At 56.2% G+C, this 21773-nt stretch carries 21 protein-coding genes; 20 read left to right on the forward strand and 1 reads right to left on the reverse strand.

Features of this window, described 5'->3' with window-relative positions:
• The first annotated feature begins 9 nt into the window (after positions 1-9).
• The 18 genes from ASN_RS14195 to ASN_RS14280 all read left to right on the forward strand — a co-directional run bounded on the left by ASN_RS14195 (position 10) and on the right by ASN_RS14280 (position 19252).
• A complete protein-coding gene (locus ASN_RS14195; RefSeq protein WP_006559070.1) occupies positions 10-573 on the forward strand; it encodes a NuoB/complex I 20 kDa subunit family protein in 564 nt (187 codons plus the stop codon).
• A complete protein-coding gene (locus tag ASN_RS14200) occupies positions 566-1228 on the forward strand; it encodes an NADH-quinone oxidoreductase subunit C (RefSeq protein ID WP_052051400.1) in 663 nt (220 codons plus the stop codon). The genes ASN_RS14195 and ASN_RS14200 overlap by 8 nt, the downstream gene beginning before the upstream one ends.
• Before the next feature lie 5 nt (positions 1229-1233).
• A complete protein-coding gene (locus tag ASN_RS14205; protein WP_407922284.1) occupies positions 1234-2508 on the forward strand; it encodes an NADH-quinone oxidoreductase subunit D in 1275 nt (424 codons plus the stop codon).
• Complete coding sequence (locus ASN_RS14210) at positions 2505-3146, forward strand: complex I 24 kDa subunit family protein (protein ID WP_035380844.1); 642 nt, start codon at positions 2505-2507, stop codon at positions 3144-3146. Before ASN_RS14205 ends, ASN_RS14210 begins: the two co-directional genes overlap by 4 nt.
• 11 nt (positions 3147-3157) lie before the next feature.
• A complete protein-coding gene (gene nuoF / locus ASN_RS14215) occupies positions 3158-4486 on the forward strand; it encodes an NADH-quinone oxidoreductase subunit NuoF (RefSeq protein ID WP_006559074.1) in 1329 nt (442 codons plus the stop codon).
• 5 nt (positions 4487-4491) lie between these two features.
• Positions 4492-6573, forward strand: a complete 2082-nt coding sequence (gene nuoG, locus ASN_RS14220; RefSeq protein WP_058988548.1) for an NADH-quinone oxidoreductase subunit NuoG — start codon at positions 4492-4494, stop codon at positions 6571-6573.
• A 6-nt stretch (positions 6574-6579) separates the two neighbouring features.
• Positions 6580-7608 (forward strand): NADH-quinone oxidoreductase subunit NuoH, encoded by a 1029-nt coding sequence (gene nuoH, locus ASN_RS14225; protein ID WP_035380839.1) that lies wholly within the window; start codon positions 6580-6582, stop codon positions 7606-7608.
• Positions 7608-8096 (forward strand): NADH-quinone oxidoreductase subunit NuoI, encoded by a 489-nt coding sequence (gene nuoI / locus ASN_RS14230; RefSeq protein ID WP_006558247.1) that lies wholly within the window; start codon positions 7608-7610, stop codon positions 8094-8096. The genes nuoH and nuoI overlap by 1 nt, the downstream gene beginning before the upstream one ends.
• Before the next feature lie 36 nt (positions 8097-8132).
• Positions 8133-8846: an NADH-quinone oxidoreductase subunit J gene (locus tag ASN_RS14235; RefSeq protein WP_082666700.1), complete on the forward strand. Its 714-nt coding sequence runs from the start codon at positions 8133-8135 to the stop codon at positions 8844-8846.
• The gene (nuoK, locus tag ASN_RS14240; protein WP_006558249.1) at positions 8843-9166 is read left to right on the forward strand and encodes an NADH-quinone oxidoreductase subunit NuoK; all 324 of its coding nucleotides are present in this window, start codon (positions 8843-8845) and stop codon (positions 9164-9166) included. The genes ASN_RS14235 and nuoK overlap by 4 nt, the downstream gene beginning before the upstream one ends.
• 8 nt (positions 9167-9174) lie before the next feature.
• A complete protein-coding gene (gene nuoL, locus ASN_RS14245) occupies positions 9175-11115 on the forward strand; it encodes an NADH-quinone oxidoreductase subunit L (protein ID WP_058989358.1) in 1941 nt (646 codons plus the stop codon).
• A 60-nt stretch (positions 11116-11175) separates the two neighbouring features.
• Positions 11176-12627, forward strand: coding sequence for an NADH-quinone oxidoreductase subunit NuoN (gene nuoN / locus ASN_RS14250; protein WP_006558251.1), 1452 nt, complete (start codon positions 11176-11178; stop codon positions 12625-12627).
• A gap of 10 nt (positions 12628-12637) precedes the next feature.
• Positions 12638-13402: a biotin--[acetyl-CoA-carboxylase] ligase gene (locus ASN_RS14255; protein WP_058988549.1), complete on the forward strand. Its 765-nt coding sequence runs from the start codon at positions 12638-12640 to the stop codon at positions 13400-13402.
• Positions 13386-14198 (forward strand): type III pantothenate kinase, encoded by an 813-nt coding sequence (locus tag ASN_RS14260; RefSeq protein WP_006558253.1) that lies wholly within the window; start codon positions 13386-13388, stop codon positions 14196-14198. The genes ASN_RS14255 and ASN_RS14260 overlap by 17 nt, the downstream gene beginning before the upstream one ends.
• An 8-nt stretch (positions 14199-14206) precedes the next feature.
• Entirely contained in the window at positions 14207-15853 is a 1647-nt protein-coding gene (locus ASN_RS14265; RefSeq protein ID WP_006558254.1) for a ribonuclease J, read from the forward strand.
• 156 nt (positions 15854-16009) lie between these two features.
• Positions 16010-17326, forward strand: a complete 1317-nt coding sequence (gene proS, locus ASN_RS14270) for a proline--tRNA ligase (RefSeq protein WP_045542822.1) — start codon at positions 16010-16012, stop codon at positions 17324-17326.
• Between the two features lie 2 nt (positions 17327-17328).
• Complete coding sequence (locus ASN_RS14275; protein ID WP_058988550.1) at positions 17329-18576, forward strand: lipoprotein-releasing ABC transporter permease subunit; 1248 nt, start codon at positions 17329-17331, stop codon at positions 18574-18576.
• Positions 18569-19252, forward strand: coding sequence for an ABC transporter ATP-binding protein (locus ASN_RS14280; protein ID WP_039903997.1), 684 nt, complete (start codon positions 18569-18571; stop codon positions 19250-19252). The genes ASN_RS14275 and ASN_RS14280 overlap by 8 nt, the downstream gene beginning before the upstream one ends.
• 24 nt (positions 19253-19276) lie before the next feature.
• Here the strand turns inward: ASN_RS14280 and ASN_RS14285 are convergent, their stop codons facing one another.
• A complete protein-coding gene (locus ASN_RS14285; RefSeq protein ID WP_058988551.1) occupies positions 19277-19762 on the reverse strand; it encodes a glutathione peroxidase in 486 nt (161 codons plus the stop codon).
• Between the two features lie 251 nt (positions 19763-20013).
• On the opposite strand from ASN_RS14285, the gene ASN_RS14290 reads away from it, so the two are divergent.
• The gene (locus ASN_RS14290; protein ID WP_039903998.1) at positions 20014-20823 is read left to right on the forward strand and encodes an IclR family transcriptional regulator; all 810 of its coding nucleotides are present in this window, start codon (positions 20014-20016) and stop codon (positions 20821-20823) included.
• 72 nt (positions 20824-20895) lie between these two features.
• Positions 20896-21717 carry a DUF3108 domain-containing protein gene (locus ASN_RS14295; protein ID WP_058988552.1) on the forward strand — a complete coding sequence of 274 codons (822 nt, stop codon included), beginning with the start codon at positions 20896-20898 and terminating at the stop codon, positions 21715-21717.
• Positions 21718-21773 lie beyond the last annotated feature (56 nt).

Genomic DNA, 21773 nt, shown 5'->3' on the forward strand with positions numbered 1-21773 from the left:
AAAGCGCCTATGTCTACGAATTCACAAGAAGATGCTGTTCTCTGGAACAGAGAGGCTCTGCCGCCGGGGCCGGAGCAGGATGCCGTTGTGCGCGGTATTACAGGCGCCATTGCCGAGAAAGGCTTCGTGGTCGCCAATCTGGACAAGTTGGTGAACTGGGGACGCACAGGGAGTCTGTGGCCCATGTCTTTCGGCTTGGCATGCTGCGCCGTGGAAATGATCCATGCGTACATGCCGCGATACGATCTGGACCGTATGGGGATTATTCCCCGCGGTTCTCCGCGTCAGTCTGATGTCATGATTGTTGCAGGCACGCTGACCAACAAGATGGCCCCTGTGCTGCGCCGTTTGTATGAGCAGATGGCAGAACCCCGCTGGGTTATCTCCATGGGCTCCTGCGCCAATGGTGGCGGGTATTACCACTATTCCTATTCCGTGGTGCGCGGCTGTGACCGCATTGTGCCGGTTGATGTGTACGTGCCCGGCTGTCCGCCCACTGCAGAAGCGTTGATTTACGGCATCATGCTTTTGCAGAAGAAAATTCGCCGCACGGGGACCATTCTTCGTGGCTGAGCTTCCTGTTAATCCACAGCAGAACCGCCTGCAGGGGCAAGTGGGCTCCATGGCGTTTACGCTTGCCACGTCTCTGCCCGGCATTCATTCGGCCGCGGTTGAAAAGGGCGAACTGGTGGTGCGTACGGTGCGTGACCAACTTCTCCCGCTCATGACGTTGCTTCGTGATGATCCTCGGTATCGTTTTGAACAATTGATGGATCTGTGCGGTGTTGATTTCCCGGGAAGGGAAGAGCGGTTTGAGGTCGTGTATAACCTTCTTTCCGTCTCCCATAACCATCGTATCCGCGTGATTGTCACAACAGATGAGACAACGCCGGTTCCGTCCGTGCATCACCTCTGGCCGTGCGCCACGTGGTGGGAACGTGAATGTTATGATCTGTTTGGCGTTCTCTTTTCCGGGCAGCCGGATTTGCGCCGGATTTTGACTGACATCGGTTTTGAAGGCTTCCCGTTGCGCAAGGATTTCCCCCTGACGGGTTACGAAGAAGTCCGATACGATGTTGAGCTGCGCAAAGTTGTAAAAGAACCCGTTTCCCTGACACAGGATTTCCGGGATTTTGATTTTGTTTCTCCGTGGGAAGGGATGCTAACCCTGCCCGGAGACGAAAAGGCGCATGAAGTCAGGCAAGGTATCAAGAGGTCCCGCGGATGACCGACATGAAACAGCCCCGTGCCGTGGATGTTGAAGAAACATTCCTGAAAAACGATATTCCTGAAAGCCTTTTGTCTGAACAGAAGCTTCAGGAAACTGAACGGCGAACAGTTGAAATTGATTCCCATGCCCTGAATTTCGGGCCTCAGCATCCATCAGCTCATGGTGTGTTGCGTCTTGTGCTGGAAATGGAAGGCGAGGTTGTGGCGCGGGCCGTGCCCCATATCGGCCTTTTGCATCGTGGCACGGAAAAGCTGATAGAATACAAAACCTATCATAAGGCGCTGCCGTATTTTGACCGGCTGGATTACGTTTCTCCCATGTGCGAGGAGCAGGCGTTTGCGCTGGCCACGGAAAAGCTTCTGGGCATAGACATTCCCGAACGGGCTAAATGGCTGCGGGTTATGTTTGCGGAAATTACCCGTATTTTAAATCATATCCTCAACATTACCGCCATGGGGTTGGACTGCGGAGCGGTAACGCCCGCTTTGTGGGGATATGAAGAACGGGAAAAACTGTTGGAGTTTTATGAAGCAGCGTCTGGTGCGCGGTTTCATGCCAACTATTTTCGTCCCGGCGGTGTGGCGCGCGATATTCCGGCTGAGTTGGAAGATCGGATTGGCGCGTGGGCCAAGGAATTTCCGGCGTGGATTGATGATCTTGAAGGTCTGCTGACGGAAAACCGTATCTGGAAACAGCGTACGGTAGGCATTGGCATTTTCACAACCGAGCAGGCTCTGGCCTGGGGGTTCAGTGGCCCATGCCTTCGGGCTTCCGGTGTGCCATGGGATCTCCGGCGCAGTCAGCCGTATGACAATTACCACAAAGTTGACTTCAAGGTGCCTGTTACCCGGCAGGGCGACTGCTATGATCGGTATCTCGTGCGCATGGAAGAAATGCGCGAGAGTGTGAAGATTATCGAACAGTGCCTGGCGCAGATTCAGCCCGGAGATGTGAAAGTGCAGGACCCAAAGTTCACGCCGCCACGGCGTGCAGACATGAAGCGGTCCATGGAAGCACTGATCCATCACTTCAAGCTGTTCAGTGAAGGGTATCACGTGCCGCCAGGAGCCACCTACACAGCCGTCGAAAGCCCGAAGGGCGAATTTGGCGTGTATCTTGTGGCAGACGGCAGCAACCGTCCGTATCGCTGCAAAATACGGCCTACGGGTTTTTCCCATTTGCAGGCCATAGATGAACTGTCACGCCGGGCTATGCTGGCAGATATGGTGGCGGTCATTGGTTCTCTTGATCTTGTGTTTGGGGAGGTGGACCGTTGAACACCCCATGGAAACCGGCAGAGCAGCCGGACAAATTTTCATTTGATGCAGCATCTGAAGCGGAAATCGCAAAAGTGCTCGTCAAATATCCGGAAGCGCGCAAGGCCAGTGCCGTCATGCCCATGCTTTATATTGCCCAGCGGCAGATGGGGCGGGAAACGGGGAGTGCATGGGTGCCTGTTGCCGCCATGGATGAAATTGCGCGGCGGTTGGACATGGCGCCCATCCGTGTGTACGAGGTCGCATCCTTTTATACCATGTTCAACACGCGCCCGATCGGGCGGTATCATCTTCAGGTTTGCACGACGACATCCTGCTGGCTTCGTGGTTCAGATGATGTTGTGCATGCCTGCAAAAAAGCAGCCGGCGTCGGTGGCTTTGGTGAGACCAGCGAAGATGGTCTGTTCACCCTGACACAGGTTGAATGTCTGGGAGCATGCGCCAACGCTCCCATTCTGCAGGTAGATGATGATTTCTATGAAGATATGGATGGTCCACGCACGGAAGCCCTGATTGCAGCGCTCCGTGCAGGAGAAAGACCTCCGGCAGGACCGACCGTAAACCGGTGCGGGTCCGCCCCCGAAGGGGGACGTAAGACCCTGCTTGTAACGCCGGAAGCGGCGTCTGAAAACCAATAGGAGAGACGGCCATGTTGCAGGACAAAGACCGGATCTTCACCAATCTCTATGGTCAGGATGATTGGAAGCTGGAGGGAGCCCGCAAGCGCGGAGACTGGGATGATACGGCAGCTATCCTCGCCAAGGGGCGGGATGGTGTTGTGGCGGAAATGAAAGCGTCCGGTTTGCGCGGGCGCGGCGGGGCAGGCTTCCCCACCGGGCTGAAATGGTCCTTCATGCCCAAGCAGTCAGACGGTCGACCGCATTATCTGGTGATTAACGGCGATGAATCCGAACCGGGCACATGCAAGGATCGCGAAGTCATGCGGCATGAGCCGCATAAGCTGATTGAAAGTGCGCTGATCGCTTCGTTCGCCATGGGGGCCCATGCCGCTTATATCTACATTCGCGGCGAGTTCTTTCGTGAAGCCGAACATCTCCAGTATGCAGTCGATGAAGCTTACGCGGCCGGGTTGCTTGGAAAAAATGCAGCCGGGACCGGATGGGATTTTGATTTCTACATTCATCGTGGCGCAGGGGCTTATATCTGCGGGGAAGAAACAGCCCTGCTGGAAAGCCTGGAAGGCAAAAAAGGCCAGCCACGTATGAAACCGCCTTTCCCGGCCGGGGTCGGGTTGTATGGCTGCCCGACCACGGTGAACAACGTGGAAAGCATTTCAGTTGCCTCTACGATCATGCGGCGTGGGGCAAGCTGGTTTGCCGGGCTTGGGCGGCCCAATAATGCGGGTAGCAAACTCATGGCAATTTCCGGTCATGTGAATACGCCCTGCGTGTTTGAAGAAGAACTCGGTGTTCCGCTGAAGGACATTATCGAAAAGCATGGCGGTGGCGTAAGGGGCGGCTGGGATAACCTGCTGGCCGTTATTCCCGGTGGCTGCTCCGTTCCGGTCCTGCCGAAATCCATCTGCGAAACAGTGTTGATGGATTATGACAGTTTACGCGCTGAGCGCTCTGGTCTGGGGACGGCGTGCATGATTGTCATGGATAAATCGACAGACATTATTGAGGCCATTGCGCGTTTCTCCCGCTTTTTCAAACATGAAAGCTGCGGACAGTGCACACCGTGCCGCGAAGGTACCGGGTGGATGATGCGCATGATGGACCGGATGGTGCAGGGGCGTGCCGAGCTTGAAGAAATTGATCTGCTTGAACAGGTCACGCGGCAGGTAGAAGGGCATACCATCTGCGCGCTGGGTGATGCGGCGGCATGGCCTATTCAGGGGCTGATCCGCCATTTTCGCCCTGAAATGGAAGCCCGTATTCGTCAGTACAAAGCCGCACTTGGCGGAACCGGTCTGGTGCAGGTGCCCGCGCACGGCGTGCCAGTGGCAGCGGAGTAAAAGCCATGGTGAGGGTTATTGTTGATGGAACGCCGGTTGATGTTGCTCCCGGCTCTTCCGCTCTTCAGGCGTGTGAAGCCGCAGGGAAAGAAATTCCCCGCTTCTGCTATCATGAACGTCTTTCCGTAGCAGGTAACTGCCGTATGTGCCTGGTGCAGGTTGTGCGTGCGCCAAAGCCAGTTGCATCCTGCGGTTTTCCGGTTTCGGAAGGAATGGAAATTCTGACGGATACGGATGTGGTGCGCCGCGCCCGTCGGGCCGTAATGGAATTTCTGCTGATCAATCATCCGCTTGATTGCCCGATCTGTGATCAGGGTGGTGAATGTGATTTGCAGGACCAAGCTTATGGTTACGGCACCGGTATCTCCCGCTACCACGAAGACAAGCGCGCGGTAACGGACAAGAACCTCGGTCCGTTGGTGAAAACGGTAATGACGCGCTGCATTCAATGCACACGGTGCGTTCGTTTCACAACGGAAGTGGCAGGCACTCCTGAACTTGGTATGGTGTCGCGCGGTGAAAACGCGGAAATTACCACCTATGTGGAAAAGGCCCTGACATCCGAGCTTTCAGGTAATCTGATTGATATCTGTCCTGTTGGTGCGCTGACAGCTAAACCCACGGCGTTTCATGCACGGTCTTGGGAATACAAAAAGACGGACAGCATTGATGTGCTGGATGCGCTGGGGACCAACATTCAGGTTCAGGCGCGCGGCGGCGAAGTAATGCGCATTGTGCCCCGTGTGAATGATGAAGTGAATGAAGAATGGCTGTCTGACAAAGCGCGTTTTTCAGTTGACGGTCTGAAGCGTCGGCGGCTTGATAAGCCATGGGTGCGAGTGCATGGCAAACTTCATGCAGCCTCATGGCAGGATGCTTTTGTCTCTCTGGCTCGCAGGCTGGATGGTGTGGCCGGAGACAGGATTGGCGCGGTAGCGGGTGATCTGTGTGACGCAGAAAGCCTGTGCGCTTTAAAAGATCTTATGTCTGCACTGGGGTCTTCCAACACAGACTGCCGCCAGGATGGGGCCTGGTATGATACCAGTGACCGTGAAGGCTATCTGTTCAATAGTGATATTGTCGGAATTGATGAGGCCGATGCGCTCCTGATTGTGGGCTCAGTGCCTCGTCATGAAGCGCCTGTGCTGAACGCCCGTATCCGCAAGCGGTTTCTGCGGGCAGGGCGTGGCGGCTTTCCGATTGCGATGATCGGTGCACCCTCCGCTGACCCCACTTATGATGTCACCTTCCTTGGGGATGGGCCGGATGTTCTGACTTCTCTGCTTGATGGTAGCATTCCTTTTGCAGAAACACTGAAGTCAGCAAAGCGCCCCATGATCATTCTGGGGCATGGGGCGCTGACGCGGCGGGATGCTCAGGCGGTTTATGAAGCCTGTCGCACCCTGGCGGAACAGAGCGGTGCTATTGCGGATGGATGGAATGGGTTCAACATTCTGCACACTGCGGCTTCTCGAGTAGGGGCGCTTGATCTTGGTTTTCTGCCGGGGCCACGTGGTCTGGCCGCAGCCAATATGCTGCGGGGCGGGGTGGATGTTCTCTGGCTGATGGGCGCCGACGAATTCCCGATCGATAAAATCGCTCCCGAGACATTTGTGGTCTATCAGGGGCACCATGGAGACGCTGCTGCCGCCCGTGCTGACATTATCCTGCCGGGGGCGGCTTATACCGAAAAACCGGGCACGTATGTCAATATGGCAGGGCGTGTCCAACGGGCATTCCGTGCGGTGTTCCCTCCGGGTGATGCGCGGGAAGACTGGCGTATTCTTCGGGCCTTTTCAGAAGTGGTCGGGCACACATTGCCGTATGACACACTGGAGGCTTTGCGCGCCAGAATGGTGGAGGTGAACCCCGTGTTTGCGTCCATTGGTTCTGTGGCGACACCACAGGCCCGCCTTCCGGCACAGGCCGAAGGGACTGCACAAAAAACAACAGCCGAGTTCAGTGCTGGTGCGTTCCGTCCGGCTATTGATGATTATTACCAGACAAACCCCATAAGCCGGGCTAGCCCGACCATGGCGGAATGTTCGCGCATTTACGCACCAGTGCGCGCAGTGGCGGCGGAGTAAGGGCTGATGGCGCAGTTTTTTTATCATACGCTGATAGGCCAGATTATTCTGATGGTTCTGGAAACGCTGGCCGTTCTGGTTCCGCTGCTGATTGGTGTAGCGTACCTCACATTGATGGAACGCAAGGTGATGGCCGCAATGCAGATGCGGCGCGGCCCGAACGTGAATGGTCTTTTTGGGCTGCTTCAGGCTTTTGCTGATGCCATCAAGATGATTTTCAAGGAAACGGTTATTCCCGCAGGGGCCAATAGGGCACTGTTTCTGTTTGCTCCGTTTCTAACATTCTCTCTGGCCATGCTGGCATGGGCGGTTATTCCCACGGGGAATGGTCTGGCCGTTGCGAATATCAATGTTGGTATTCTGTATCTGCTGGCTATTTCTTCATTGGGTGTTTACGGTATGCTTATTGCCGGGTGGGCGTCCAATTCAAAATATGCCTTTCTCGGTGGTCTGCGGTCCGCAGCGCAGATGGTCTCCTATGAAGTGTCGATCGGGCTTGTCATCGTCTCTGTTCTGTTGGCGGTGGGCAGCCTGAACCTGAACGACATTGTGCTGGCGCAACGGCATGTGTGGTTCTGCCTGCCCATGTTCCCGATGTTCATCGTGTTTTTTATCTCGGCGCTGGCAGAAACCAACCGGGCACCATTTGATCTTCCTGAAGGGGAAAGTGAACTGGTAGCCGGGTTCTTTGTTGAATATTCCTCGCTGGCATTTGGTCTCTTCTTCCTTGGCGAATATGCCAACATGATCCTGATGTCGGCCATGGTCAGCATTCTTTTCCTTGGCGGCTGGATGCCTCCGCTGGGTATTGCGCCTTTCACATGGGTACCTGGCCCCCTGTGGCTGATTTGCAAAATCCTGTTCTGCCTGTTCGTGTTTATCTGGGTGCGGGCCACATTCCCCCGTTATCGGTATGACCAGCTTATGCGGTTGGGCTGGAAGGTTTTCCTACCGTTCTCCCTACTGTGGATGATTGGAACCGCAGGCTTCCTTATGGCTACGGGCCTGCTGCCTCAGGCTGGAGGTGTAAACTGATGAGTGCTCTTGGAAAAACCTTCCGGTCCTTTCTGTTAGCCGAACTGGCGGCAGGCATGGCGTCCACTTTCAAGATGATGTTCAAGCCGAAAGTCACGCTGAACTATCCTTATGAAAAAGGGCCGCTGTCTCCGCGTTTTCGCGGCGAGCATGCATTGCGCCGTTATCCCAATGGGGAAGAACGCTGCATTGCCTGCAAGCTGTGTGAAGCCACATGCCCCGCTGAAGCCATTACAATTGAGGCTGAAGAACGGGACGATGGTTCCCGCCGCACCACACGCTATGACATTGACATGACCAAATGCATCTATTGTGGTCTGTGCGAGGAAGCGTGCCCGGTTGACGCCATTGTTGAAGGCCCGAACTACGAATTTGCAACCGAAACGCGTGAAGAGCTGATGTACAACAAGGACAAGCTGCTCGCGAATGGAGACCGTTGGGAGGCTCTGCTGGCCCGACGGTTGGAACTTGATGCGCCTTATCGCTGAGATGATGCAGGCCATGTCCTGGCAGGAGGTAAGCTGATGATACCGCAGCTTGTATTTTACGTTTTTGCGACGGTGCTGCTTGTATCCGCCACAATGGTTATTACGGCGCGCAACCCGGTGCATTCGGTGCTGTTTCTCATTCTCGCGTTTTTCAATGCGGCGGGCCTGTTTCTGGTGGCCGGGGCCGAATTCCTGGCGATGCTGCTGGTGATTGTCTATGTGGGCGCGGTCGCTGTTCTGTTCCTGTTTGTGGTCATGATGCTGGATATTGATTTCACGCAGATGCGGGAAGGCTTTCAGCGTCATGCCCCGATCGGCGCGTGCGTGGGCGGCATCTTGTTTGTTGAGCTCATCATGGCGCTGGGGAACTGGAAAATGGCCCCCGATACGGGCATCGCCCCGCTGAACGGCGCACCGGGCCTGACGAACACAGCCGCCTTGGGCACGTTGATTTACACCCATTATGTTCTGCTGTTCCAATCCTGCGGTCTTGTGCTGCTGGTGGCCATGATCGGGGCCATTGTGCTCACACTGCGCCAGACCAATACGGGCCGCCGTCAGGACATCAGCAAACAGCATGCACGCACACGTGAAGACACGCTGGTGCTTGTAGATCTGCCACTTGGCGAAAATGTGTTGGGTAACGGTGGTTTCCTCCGTCCCCACACATCCTATTACGAAAATGCAGTCCCCGGATCATACGGATCAGGAGGGCAGGCGGAGGCAGACAAAAGGGAGACCGGCGCATGACGCCCGCAATCGCCCCCATTGGGCTTGGCCCTTATCTGATTGTCAGCGCAGCATTGCTGGTGCTGGGTGTGTTTGGCATTTTCCTGAACCGGAAAAACGTCATCATCATCCTGATGTCCATGGAATTGATCCTGCTGTCTGCAAACCTCAATTTTGTCGCGTTTTCTTCCGCCCATGCAGATCTTTCTGGGCAGATCATGGTGTTGTTTGTGCTGACCATTGCAGCAGCAGAAGCAGCAATTGGTCTGGCTATTGTCACGGTCTATTTCCGCAACCGTGGATCCATCCAGGTTGAAGACGTTACGATGATGAAGGGATGAGCGGACTCATGCAGACCGATCTTCACCTGTTTGCCACGGCCATCCTCCTGCCTTTGGTAGGGGCGGTTGTTGCGGGGCTGGGTGGTCGCCTTTTGGACGATGCCATGGCCAAGATTATAACCATTGGCTGCATGGGCGTTGCAGCGCTGTGTGGTGTTGGTGCTCTTTATGGTGGCTGGTCCGCCGGTTTTGCACCGCAGACTGTGCCATTGGCCGATTGGGTGAACGCAGGCGGTTTTCACGCCACCTGGACCCTGCGGTTTGATACGCTTTCTGTGACCATGACGGCCATGGTGCTGTGTGTGTCCCTGCTGGTGCATTGTTACAGCCTTGGCTACATGAGCCACGAAACCATGCCGACTTATCGGTTCTTTTCGTATCTCTCACTGTTTACCTTCGCCATGCTCATGCTGGTGTCCTCGAATGATCTCATCCAGTTGTTCTTCGGATGGGAAGGGGTTGGTCTGGCCAGCTATCTGCTGATTGGCTACTGGTATGATCGGCCTTCCGCCACCGCCGCGGCGATCAAAGCATTTGTGGTCAACCGCGTGGCTGACCTGTTCTTCCTTGTCGGGATCGGGTTGGTGTATGTTCTGTTTCATACCGTTCAGTATGATCAGATTTTTGCAACGGTTCCTCAGGTTCTTGGTGCGTCCTATTCCCTGTTTGGCACCACGTTCAACATGATGGAAGTGATCTGCTTCCTGCTGTTTGTGGGGGCCATGGGCAAATCTGCCCAGCTTTTCCTCCATACGTGGTTGCCGGACGCCATGGAGGGCCCAACGCCAGTTTCTGCCCTTATTCATGCGGCAACAATGGTCACGGCTGGCGTGTTCCTGATGGCGCGTATGTCTCCCTTTCTGGAGTTCGCACCCGGCACCCGGATGTTTGTGATCTTTATTGGGGCTACCACCTGTTTCTTTGCCGCTACGGTCGGCATGGTGCAGCCAGATATCAAACGCACCATCGCGTATTCCACCTGTTCACAGCTTGGCTACATGTTTGCGGCTGTGGGGGTGGGGGCGTATCAGGCATCTGTTTTCCACCTGACCACGCATGCCTTTTTCAAAGCACTTCTGTTTCTTGGCGCGGGCTCTGTCATCCACGCTGTGCATGATGAGCAGAACATGTTCCGTATGGGTGGTTTGTGGAAAAAACTGCCGTTGACATACGCTGTTATGTGGATTGGTAGCCTTGCGCTGGCCGGTGTGTTTCCGTTCGCGGGATACTGGTCCAAGGATGCCATTCTGAACGCTCTGTGGGCCAGTGGCAGCAGTATGAGCCATTATGCCTGGACGCTCGGCACCATTACGGCGTTCATCACGGCTTTTTATAGCTGGCGCCTGCTGTTTCTTGTGTTCCATGGCGCACCGGCAGACGAACATGTGCGTGATGCCGCGCATGAAAGTCCTGCGGTTATGACCGTACCTCTGGTGCTGTTGGCTATTGGTGCCTTGGTGGCAGGCGTTGCTCTGGCACCGTATTATATCGGCGCAAAGCAGGATCTGTTCTGGAATGGGGCTATTTTCAACGCGCCGGGCAACAGCATTATGGAAACATTTGAGCATGTTCCCGCGCTAATCGGCCTGTTGCCCTCCATTGCCGGGCTGGCAGGGATTGCTCTGGCCTATGTGTTCTATGTGGCGTCTCCCGCATTGCCAGCCTCCATGGCGCGGTCTTTTGGTCCGGTTTATCGGTTCCTGCTCAACAAATGGTATTTTGACGAACTCTACACAGTTATTTTTGTCCGTCCCTATGCCGCCATTGCGCGCGTGCTGTGGAAGGAGGGGGATGAAGGCGCTGTGGAAGGGTTGCCACGTGATCTGGTGCGCGCAACCGTTACGGGCGCATCGGAGGCCGTCAAGCTCCAGACCGGTTCCATTGCCATTTATGCCTTCACCATGCTGGCGGGCCTTGTGGTGCTGCTGACCGTCGCCCTGTGCGGATGAGGGGTGGATGATGTCGTTTTTTTCCCTTTTTGATATCTGTAGTGAACGGAGTGCAGTGCGATGAGTGCGACCTCGGTCAACTGGGCGCTGGCTCTGCCAGAAATCACACTTGCACTTTCCGGCTTGATCATTCTGGTTGTGGGCGTGTTGCAGCGGCGTGGGGAAGGGTTCTTTCCTTGCTCCATGCTGACGGTTGCCGCTTTTGTGGGGTGTGGGTTTCTGGTGGCCCTTTCGCCCGACGGCGCGGGCTATGCCGGTACCTTTGTGAATGACAGCTTTGCACGCTTCATGAAAATTCTGGCACTGGTGGGTGGCCTTCTGGCAACGATTGTCACCGTAGGGTACCGTGGTGAGGACCGGCATGATCCGGGAGCGTTACCGTTTGAAACGCCTATCCTTATGCTGTTTTCAACCCTCGGTGCCATGATCATGGCATCCTCCGCCAATCTCATGACCTTGTTTGTCGGATTGGAACTGTCTTCTCTCTCCATCTACATTCTCTGCGCTCTGGAGCGGGACCGGGTTACGTCTTCTGAAGCCGGATTGAAATATTTTGTTCTGGGCTCGCTGGCTTCCGGGCTGCTGCTGTATGGCATGTCTCTGGTCTATGGTTACGCAGGCACCATGGAATATACGGGGCTGATTGCCGCCATCCATGCGTCAGGAACGCTGCCGCCAGGGTTGATTGTTGGCATTGTGTTCGTGGTGGTGGGGCTGTGTTTCAAGCTTTCCGCCGTGCCCTTCCATATGTGGACGCCTGATGTCTATCAGGGGGCACCAACGCCGGTAACAGCCTATATGGCGGGTGCGCCCAAATTTGCCGCCTTCGCTTTGTTTCTGCGTGTTATGGTCGGGCCGTTCGGTGCGGTTGCGCCTCGCTGGCAGATCCTGATTGAAACCGTTTCCATGCTCTCCATGGTTTATGGGGCTTTTGCGGCCATACCGCAGACAGATATCAAGCGTCTTATGGCGTATTCCTCCATTGGTCACATGGGGTACGCCATGATGGGGCTGGCATCTGCTTCAGCCGCAGGCGTAAGGGCAACCCTGATTTATCTTGCAGCCTATCTGGTCATGAATGCAGGGGTCTTTGCCGGAATTGCCGCCATGCGTCGCAAAGGGCGTGAGGTAACGGCCATTTCCGATCTTGCCGGGCTGAGCAAGACCGACCCCGGCATGGCGGCAGCACTGGCTATCTTCATGTTCAGCATGGTTGGCGCACCGCCGCTGGCCGGGTTCTTCGGCAAGTTCATGGTATTTGCGGCCGCGTGGCAGGCTGGCCTTTATGTGCTGGTCGTTGTAGGGGCTGTCTCCAGTATTGTGGGCGCTTACTATTACCTGCGTGTTGTAAAGGTGATGTATTTTGATGCGCCAGCGGAAGGGCTGGACCGTCCCGCACCCAGCCTGCTGTTTGTTTCGGGCGGCATGGGGCTGGCCACGGTGTTCTTCATTCTGGTTCTCGGACCGCTGATGAACATGGCACAGCAGGCGGCCCTGGCTCTGGCTGGCTGAAGGAGATGGAATGAAGGCAGTTTGTCCGCCTTGGCGGCTGGAATGTTATGATGAACTGACTTCAACCTCGGATGTATGCCTTGAACGGGCCAGAGCGGGCGAAAAGCCTGGTCTGGCCCTTCTGGCTTTGCGGCAGACAAAGGGGCGGGGCAGCCGGGGGCGGAACTGGGTTGATGCAGGGCAAAGCCTCGCTCTTTCCATGCTTCTTGATGGGCAGCAGGCGGGGCAGGATGCTCTGGGCGGTTGGCCCTTTCTTGCGTCCCTTGCTTTTTTTGAAGGGTTGGCAGAGACCATGCCCGCCGCCCGTGATCATCTGATGATCAAATGGCCTAATGATATTCTGCTGGATGGCCAGAAACTGGGCGGCATTCTGATCGAGCGGGAAGGGCGAGGCCTCATTATCGGCATGGGTGCCAATCTGGCGCGGTCTCCGGCAACGGACGCCATAGGGCGGGAGGCAGCCTTTCTGGGGCGATACGGGGAGCCTCCTCATCCGCATGCTGTGGCGGAGGCCATTCTGGCACAGATCACACACTGGCGGGATGTCTGGGAGCACCAGGGGTTTGGTATTCTGTGTGCGGAATGGATGAAACGGGCGCATCCTGTGGGCACGCCTCTTGTGGTAAACGGCGGGACTACTTATGAAAAGGGGCGGTTTGCAGGGCTGGCCGCAGATGGTCGGCTGCTGCTTGAAACGGAAAACGGGATGAAAACGATCGCAACAGGAGATATCCTGCTGGCATCACAGGGGGCAGGACGTGCTGCTCGTCATTGATGCAGGCAACACAAATGTGGTGTTTGCCGTGCATGATGGTGCAAAGTGGCGGGGTACGTGGCGTATTACCATGCAGGCGCAGCGTACGTCTGATGAATATGCTGTCTGGCTGCTGGCGCTTCTGCGGATGCAGGGGATCTCTGCTGATGATGTTGAGGGTGCAGTTATTGGCACAGTGGTGCCTGCCGCCCTTTATCATCTGCGTACGCTTTGCCGCCAGTGGTTTGCGGTTGAACCTCTTCTGGCATCAGCCCGGTTGGACTGGGGCTTTGTGATCAAGACGGATAACCCCGATGAAGTTGGGGTGGACCGTCTTTTAAATGGTCTGGCGGCGCACCATCTGTATGGTGGACCGTTAACAGTTATTGATTTTGGCACGGCCACCACGTTTGATGTGGTGGATAGTGAAGGCAGTTATTGCGGTGGTGTGATTGCGCCAGGGATCAATCTGTCTGTTGAAGCCTTGCATCAGGCTGCGGCACGTCTGCCGCGTATTGGTGTGGGGCGCCCGGCAGTTGATTCCGTTATCGGGCGTAATACCGTTACGGCTATGCGCTCAGGGGTGTTCTGGGGGTATGTGGGTTTGATCGAGGGGATCGTCGAGAGGATCAGGCGGGAAGTCGGGCAGGATATGAAAGTGCTCGCAACCGGCGGTCTGGCTCCGCTCTTCTCGGAAGGAACAACGGTGTTTGACCACGTGGATTCAATGCTGACCCTGAACGGGCTGCGGATATTGGCGGGGCGGAATCCCTTGCCGCGTCTTACAATCGAAAAAGATGTTTTGACAGAAGGATAGTACATCTAATGACAGACCAGAACGGCGATTTCGCCTTTCTGCCCTTGGGCGGAACGGGCGAGATTGGCATGAATCTTAATCTCTATCGCCTGGGGGAAACCTGGCTGGCGATAGATTGCGGTATTGGTTTTAGCGGAAACGACACACCGGAAGCTGAAATTCTGGTGCCTGATCCCACCTTTATTGCAGAGCGTCGGGACCAGTTGGCAGGGTTGGTGATTACCCACGCGCATGAAGACCATATTGGCGCAGTGGCTCATCTGTGGCCGCTTCTGCAGTGCCCTGTTTACGTGACCCCTTTTGCTGGGGCCGTGCTGCGCCGCAAACTGGGTGAAGCCCGCCTGCTTCAGGAAGTGCCGATTCACGTCATCCCTTGTGGTGGCACGTTTGATGTCGGGCCTTTCAATCTGGAGTTCATTCCCGTTACCCATTCCGTGCCCGAAGCACAGAGCGTTGTTCTGCGCACGCCGGCAGGGATTGTGGTGCATACAGGGGACTGGAAACTTGATCCGGACCCGCTTGTTGGGCCGCCGACGGATATCAAACGCCTGAAGGAAGTGGGTGAGGAAGGGGTTCTGGCTCTGGTGTGTGACAGCACCAACGTGATGAAGCCCGGTGCCTCCCAGTCCGAATCGGAAGTGCGTCGGAGCATGACGGACCTGATCGGCAGCCTCAAAGGCCGTATCGCCGTTACCTGCTTTGCCTCCAACGTGGCCCGTGTTGAAACCATTGCCATGGCTGCACAGGCGGCAGGCCGCACGGTGGTTCTGGTTGGCCGCTCCCTGCGCAATCTGGATGTTGCCGCGCGTGAATGCGGATATCTGTCAGGTGTTCTGCCGTTCCTGAACGAGCAGGATGCGAATGATGTGCCCGATGATCAGACGGTCATGATCATTACCGGAAGCCAGGGTGAGCCGCGCTCTGCCTTGTCCCGCATCTCTCTGGATATTCACCCCAACATTTCTCTGGGTGAGGGTGATACGGTTATCTATTCCAGCCGTATGATTCCGGGTAACGAGCGCGCCATTATGGCCGTGCAGGACAATCTGTCCCGTCGTGGCGTGCGCGTGATTACGGATAAAGACCATTTTGTGCATGTATCGGGTCACGCCACGGGCGGTGACGTGAGCACCATGTATGATCTGATCAAGCCGCAATATGCTGTGCCGGTTCACGGCGAATGGCGTCACCTCACGGCGCATGCTGCTTTGGCGCAGGATAAGGGTATTGCCCCTATTCTGCTTGAAGATGGCGATATTCTGCGTCTTGCTCCGGGCAAGGCCGAAGTGGTTGATACTGCACCCAGCGGTCGTCTGGCGCTGGATGGTGGCCGTCTGCTGCCAATGAATGGTGGCGTTCTGGCGGCGCGTCGCAAGATGCTGTTCAACGGTGTGGTGATTGCCAGCTTTGCGGTGGATGACGAAGGGTTTGTTATCGGCGAGCCCAAACTGAGCGCGCCCGGCCTGCTGGACCCGGATGATCTGGAAAGCGTGCGCGTGCGTGAAGAATTCGCCAACGCGCTGGATGTTATTCCCGATGAACTGCGGAATGATGATCAGGCATTCCGTGATGCCGCCAAGACGGCACTGCGCCGGGCTCTGGGGCGTAAGCTTCAGAAGCGCCCGCTGGTGGATGTGCACGTTCTGCGTGTATGAAGCCTTTGCCTGCATGATAGGCGCATAAGCCGTGGAAGGAAGCCCGCATGATGCGGGTTTTCTTTATGGGCACAGTGCTTTACAGCAGAAGATGTTCAGGAATTTTTCGGGTAGACCCTGCTGTGGTCTGCCTTACAGACAAGGTTGAGTACGACCATGCGTCTTTCGCGCAGTTTTCTCCCTACCCTTAAAGAAAACCCGGCAGAGGCGCAGATCGTCTCTCATCGGCTGATGCTTCGTGCAGGGCTGGTCCGGCAGACGGCGTCCGGTATCTATGCGTGGTTGCCAGCGGGGCTGAAGGTGCTGCGCAACATCAGCCAGATTGTGCGTGAAGAGCAGGATAGCATTGGCGCGCAGGAAGTGTTGATGCCCACCCTTCAGTCTGCTGATCTGTGGAAGCGTTCGGGCCGGTATGATGCTTACGGGCCGGAAATGCTGCGCATTCAGGACCGGCACAAGCGGGAACTGCTGTACGGGCCAACCAATGAGGAAATGATTACGGATCTGTTCGGGCAGACTGTTAAATCCTACAAGGAACTGCCGCAGGTTCTGTATCATATCCAGTGGAAATTCCGTGATGAAATGCGCCCCCGGTTTGGTGTGATGCGCGGCCGTGAATTCCTGATGAAAGATGCCTACAGCTTTGATCTGGATTATGCCTCCGCCGTAGCAAGTTACCAGCGGATGATGTTGGCGTATCTGCGTACATTCCAGCGGTTGGGCGTGCGGGCCGTGCCCATGCGGGCTGATACTGGTCCCATTGGCGGGGAACTCAGCCATGAATTCCTTATCCTGGCCCCCACGGGTGAGAGCGGCGTGTTCTATGATGCCGCGCTGGAAGATCAGGACTGGCTGGATGAACCTGTTGATGTAAACAGCCCGTTGGCGCTGGAAACCTTCTACAAGCGGGTGACCACGCCGTATGCCGCCACCGATGAAATGCATGACACCACGGCGTGGGACGCTGTGCCGGAAGAGCGTCGGCGTGAAGGCCGTGGCGTTGAAGTGGGACACATTTTCCACTTCGGTACCAAATACACCAAGGCTATGGATATCAGCGTAAGTGCGCCTGATGGTTCTCAGGTCTACCCGGAAATGGGGTCATACGGCATTGGTGTCTCTCGCTTAGCCGGAGCAATTATCGAAGCCAGCCATGATGAAAACGGTATCATCTGGCCAGATGCCGTAGCACCCTTCAAGGCCGCAATTCTGAACCTGAAAGTGGGGGATGAAACGTGCGATGCCGTGTGTGAACGCATCTATAATGTGGATACGGAAGCCTTCCTGTATGACGACCGCACGGATCGGGCTGGCGCCAAATTTGCTGATGCGGATCTGATGGGGCATCCGTGGCAGATTGTGGTCGGGCCACGGAGCGCAAAGGAAGGGCGTGTGGAACTCAAGCGCCGTGCGACAGGCGAGCGGCATGATTTGAGCGTGGATGACGCTCTGGCACTGGTTCTGGCAGGCTGAGCATGTTTGGTCCCTTCGAGCGGGTAATAGCCGGGCGGTACCTCCGGGCGCGCCGTGGTGAGCGGTTTGTGTCTGTCATCGCCATTTTCTCGCTGGTGGGGATCGCACTTGGTGTGGCCACGCTCATTATCGTCATGGCGGTGATGAACGGGTTCCAGGCCGATCTGATGGACCGCATTCTTGGTCTGAATGGTGATCTGAGCATTTATGGCTCCGGGCGGACCATCTCCCATTATGAAGAGGTAACAGACCGGGTGCGCAAGGTGCCCGGCGTTATCAGTGCAACCCCGCTGGTGGAAGGGCAGGTGCTTCTGAGCGCTGGCTCTTTCAATTCTGGCGGCGTGGTGCATGGCATGACCAAACAGGGGCTGCTGGACCTTAAAGGGGTAAGCTCCTCTCTGGTGGCCGGGTCCCTGGATGATTTTGAAGGGGACGATGCTGTGGCCGTTGGGGTCACGCTCGCGTCCCGTGCAGGCCTCTCCATCGGGTCGCGTATTACGCTGATTTCACCGGAGGGCGCGGCAACGGCTTTTGGCACCGTACCGCGTGTGCGGGCCTACCATATTGTTGCGATTTTTGATGCTGGCGTGAATGACTACAATGCCAGCTACGTGTTCCTGCCCATGCATGCCGCGCAGGTTTACTTCCAGATGCCGGACAAGGTCACGCAGATTCAGGTCATGGTGCAGGACGCCCAGAATGTCCGGCCTGTAACCATGCGGATCATCAACGCGGTGGGTGATCCCGGCCTGCGTGTGTTGGACTGGACAAACGCCAACAATGCTCTGTTTGGCGCGGTGCAGGTGGAACAGAACGTCATGTTCCTGATCCTGACACTTATTATTCTTGTGGCAGCCTTCAATGTGATCTCGTCGCTGATCATGATGGTCAAAGACAAGACAGGGGATATTGCCGTATTGCGCACCATTGGGGCCAGCCGGGGCGCCATCATGCGCATTTTTCTGATGTGTGGTGCCTCCGTAGGCGTAACAGGCACGGTGGCTGGCACAGTTCTGGGCGTGGTGTTCTGCATGAATATCGAGCGTATCAGGCAGGCCTTGCAGTCCCTGACAGGCACCAATCTCTTTAATCCCGAAGTCTATTACCTCACGCACCTTCCCGCCAAACTGGTGTGGGGGCAGGTGGGAGAAGTGATTGCCATGGCGCTTACACTGTCTCTGCTGGCAACACTTTATCCGTCCTGGCGTGCCGCACGAACGGATCCGGTCGAGGCTCTGCGTCATGAATAAGGTGGTTCTACGTCTGCAGGGCGTCAAAAAGACCTACCGTAGCGGGGAGGATGGTTCTCTCCCGGTTTTGCAGGGCGCGGATTTTGTTCTGCATACGGGAGAGCTCGTGGCCCTTGTCGCCCCTTCGGGTACGGGGAAATCAACGCTTCTGCATCTGGCGGGATTGCTTGATACGCCTGATGAGGGTGAGATTGAAATCTGTGGCCAGAGCACGCGCGGCTTGGCAGATGCCGGACGCACGGCTCTGCGGCGTGATGAAATCGGGTTTGTGTACCAGTTTCATCACCTGTTGGCAGAATTCACGGCGCAGGAAAATGTGATGTTGCCGCAGATGATTGCTGGCACCCGGAAGGCTGATGCTCGTGCGCGGGCGGATGAACTGCTGGATATGTTTGGCCTCAAACATCGGTTGAAGCATCTGCCGGGCAAGTTGTCGGGCGGTGAGCAACAGCGTGTGGCGATAGCCCGCGCTTTGGCCAACCGGCCAGCCTTGCTTCTGGCGGATGAACCGACAGGCAATCTGGATGTGCGTACGGCAGATGCCGTTTTTACAGAACTGATGGCTGCGGTGAGGGATCAGGGGCTGGCTGCTTTGGTGGCCACCCATAATGAAGAACTGCTGAGCCGGATGGATCGCGTGATCACCCTTCGCGACGGGCACGTGGTGGCGCGCTGAGATCAGCCACCACCACCGTTATTGTCAGCCGTTCAGCAGAGTCCGTTCAATTGCATCCCGCACGCGGGGGGATGTCGGGGGCGTGAGGCTGCTAAACCATGCTGCAGGCTGACCGGAGCGGTTGATCAGATATTTATAGAAATTCCATCGGGGGCAGCCTAGAAAACCGCACTCCTTGTTCAACCACTGGAACAATGGAATGGCATTTGCTCCCTTTACGGAACCGCGTGCCGCCATGGGAAAGCTGACGCCGTAATTCCGGTGGCAGAAATCGGCAATTTCCGACGCCGTGCCGGGTTCCTGCTTTCCGAAATCATTGCTGGGCACGCCTATCACAACCAGTCCGGCTTTTTTGAACTGGCACCAGATGGCCTGCAACCCCTCATATTGTGGCGTAAAACCGCATTTGGACGCGGTATTGACAATAAGGAGCGGTCTGCCCCGATAGTCGTTGAGATTGATTGTGCCGGCTTCCAGGCCAGGGAGCGTGAAATCGTAAGCCGTGGTCATGGCGTGGTGCCTCTTTTGTTGCGAACGTCTCAGGGGTAATAAGCCCTGTCTAGCGCAAGAAAAGAGAAGGGGCGAGAGGAGAGAGGGAGGGGGAAGCCTGCTGCCCAGTTGCGGGTTCTTGTCAGGCTTCCACCAATTTTTTGCGTTGGAGATCGTGTTCGTTTATTATTGTTCATTATGTTGAACACGATCCCGTATTTGGAATAATGAGGATATCGCCTCCTCTTGTCAACAAGGAAAATAAGATCGGCATGTCCAAACCTCAGGATTCTGTCCCGGCGCTCCGTCGGGCCGTGCGTATTCTCGATCTGGTCAAGGCTGCGCAGCGGCCCCCACTGGCGGCGGATGTGGCCCGGCAGCTTGATTTGCCAAGGAGCACCGTGCACGGGCTGCTAGCGGTTATGGTTGAACTGGGGTTGCTGGAAAAAACAGCCACGCAGGGTTACAGGCTGGGCACCCGCCTTCTGGACTGGGTGGGGGGCGTGACAGAAAAGCGGGATCTGGTGACGGAGTTCTATCAGTCCCTTGATGGCTTTTCTGATCTCGACACCTTTACGGTGACACTGACCCTGCTTGAAGGGATGGAAGTGGTGTATGTGGCCTGCCGCAACAGCGCCACGGTGCTGGGGGCCTCCTTCCGTGTAGGCATGCGCCTGCCCGCCATTTTCACGGCAACGGGGAACGCCATGCTGGCCGAGATGGATGATACATCCTTCCGCGAATGGCTGACATTACACCCGGCCTCCACATGGCCCGAGCCCATGACACCCAATGGAATCCGTTCCGTCACGACTCTGGTGCGGGAAATTGCCGAGATTCGCGAACGCGGCTACGCGGTGGATGATGAACAGATTCATGATGGTCTGTGGTGCTTTGGTGCCGGCGTGAAAGATTATTCCGGCCGTATGGTGGCAGGTGTGGGCGTCAGCCTGCCCCAGACAGAACTGGGCCGATATGACGTAGGAGACCTAGGGAACAGAGCCGTGGCTCTTGCTCAGGCTGTTTCCGGACGGCTGGGTTATAGAAACAACATGACCGAAGAGGTAGAAAACCAGCGTTAAAGTGAGAGCCGGACTCTGATACCCGTCGGGCGGTACAATCAGATCAGGATCATCGGATTGAAAAGGAAGACTATGCCTCGGTCCTGTTGGGTAGCGGTGCGCCGCGTGACATCGGTTTTATGTGCGGGTCTGGCGTTGGCCACATTTTCTGCGGCATCGTGCCGGGCAGAAGAACAGACGCCACAGACAGAAGTAAAATATCTGGTGTTCGTGCATGGCCTGCATGTGATGGACATTCAGGCGTCCTACCGGCTTGATAATGCCCAATATGGGATTGGGGCGCATGTCAAAACGGCGGGTCTGTTTAATATGTTCATGAAAACAGACCTGACTCTTACCGCTCAGGGACGGTTCGCCGGGCAGGTCGTGGCCCCGGAAACGTTTGACAGCAAAGGCTGGTCGCGTCGCACAAACCGGCATATCGCCCTTACCTATAAGGACAACCTGCCACAGGTCACCCAACTTGATCCGCCGGAGACAAACCGGGAGGCGGTGACAGAAGCTGAGCGGCAAGGTGCGGTTGATACGCTGGCCATGTTGATGGGTTTGCTACGGCAGGTAAGAGAGACACAGAACTGTGCCATGCAGGAAAAAGTTTTTGACGGATTGCGGCTGACAACGCTTTCCGTGCAGGCGGGAAGCGAGCAGAAACTTCCCTCAAGCGGACCATTGGACTGGGGCGAGGCAGCCTTGCGCTGCAATTTTGTGGGGCAGCAGATCAAGGGGTTCAAGCTCAGCAACGAGCAAAGCAAACTGCGTAACCCGCAACCGGGCCGGGCCTGGTTTAAACGCATTGGGGCAGCAGGCTTTGTGGCCGTCCGGTTGGAACTGGATCACCCCAAACTGGGCCACATCACGGTTCTGCTGGATGGAGCCCCCCGCCAGTTCCCGTAAACGGCAAGGCTCTTCTGAAAATAGGGCCAATAAAAAGCCCGAGTGAAAGAGAAACT

Source organism: Acetobacter senegalensis (assembly GCF_001499615.1).
GTDB classification, from domain to species: Bacteria; Pseudomonadota; Alphaproteobacteria; order Acetobacterales; family Acetobacteraceae; genus Acetobacter; species Acetobacter senegalensis.

Coding starts and splice junctions, on each gene's coding strand:
- ASN_RS14195 (WP_006559070.1), top strand. CDS start 10: ATGTCTACGAATTCACAAGAAGATGCTGTTCTCTGGAACAGAGAGGCT.
- ASN_RS14205 (WP_407922284.1), top strand. CDS start 1,234: ATGAAACAGCCCCGTGCCGTGGATGTTGAAGAAACATTCCTGAAAAAC.
- nuoF (WP_006559074.1), top strand. CDS start 3,158: ATGTTGCAGGACAAAGACCGGATCTTCACCAATCTCTATGGTCAGGAT.
- nuoG (WP_058988548.1), top strand. CDS start 4,492: ATGGTGAGGGTTATTGTTGATGGAACGCCGGTTGATGTTGCTCCCGGC.
- nuoH (WP_035380839.1), top strand. CDS start 6,580: ATGGCGCAGTTTTTTTATCATACGCTGATAGGCCAGATTATTCTGATG.
- nuoI (WP_006558247.1), top strand. CDS start 7,608: ATGAGTGCTCTTGGAAAAACCTTCCGGTCCTTTCTGTTAGCCGAACTG.
- ASN_RS14235 (WP_082666700.1), top strand. CDS start 8,133: ATGATACCGCAGCTTGTATTTTACGTTTTTGCGACGGTGCTGCTTGTA.
- nuoK (WP_006558249.1), top strand. CDS start 8,843: ATGACGCCCGCAATCGCCCCCATTGGGCTTGGCCCTTATCTGATTGTC.
- nuoL (WP_058989358.1), top strand. CDS start 9,175: ATGCAGACCGATCTTCACCTGTTTGCCACGGCCATCCTCCTGCCTTTG.
- nuoN (WP_006558251.1), top strand. CDS start 11,176: ATGAGTGCGACCTCGGTCAACTGGGCGCTGGCTCTGCCAGAAATCACA.
- ASN_RS14255 (WP_058988549.1), top strand. CDS start 12,638: ATGAAGGCAGTTTGTCCGCCTTGGCGGCTGGAATGTTATGATGAACTG.
- ASN_RS14265 (WP_006558254.1), top strand. CDS start 14,207: ATGACAGACCAGAACGGCGATTTCGCCTTTCTGCCCTTGGGCGGAACG.
- proS (WP_045542822.1), top strand. CDS start 16,010: ATGCGTCTTTCGCGCAGTTTTCTCCCTACCCTTAAAGAAAACCCGGCA.
- ASN_RS14275 (WP_058988550.1), top strand. CDS start 17,329: ATGTTTGGTCCCTTCGAGCGGGTAATAGCCGGGCGGTACCTCCGGGCG.
- ASN_RS14280 (WP_039903997.1), top strand. CDS start 18,569: ATGAATAAGGTGGTTCTACGTCTGCAGGGCGTCAAAAAGACCTACCGT.
- ASN_RS14285 (WP_058988551.1), bottom strand. CDS start 19,762: ATGACCACGGCTTACGATTTCACGCTCCCTGGCCTGGAAGCCGGCACA.
- ASN_RS14290 (WP_039903998.1), top strand. CDS start 20,014: ATGTCCAAACCTCAGGATTCTGTCCCGGCGCTCCGTCGGGCCGTGCGT.
- ASN_RS14295 (WP_058988552.1), top strand. CDS start 20,896: ATGCCTCGGTCCTGTTGGGTAGCGGTGCGCCGCGTGACATCGGTTTTA.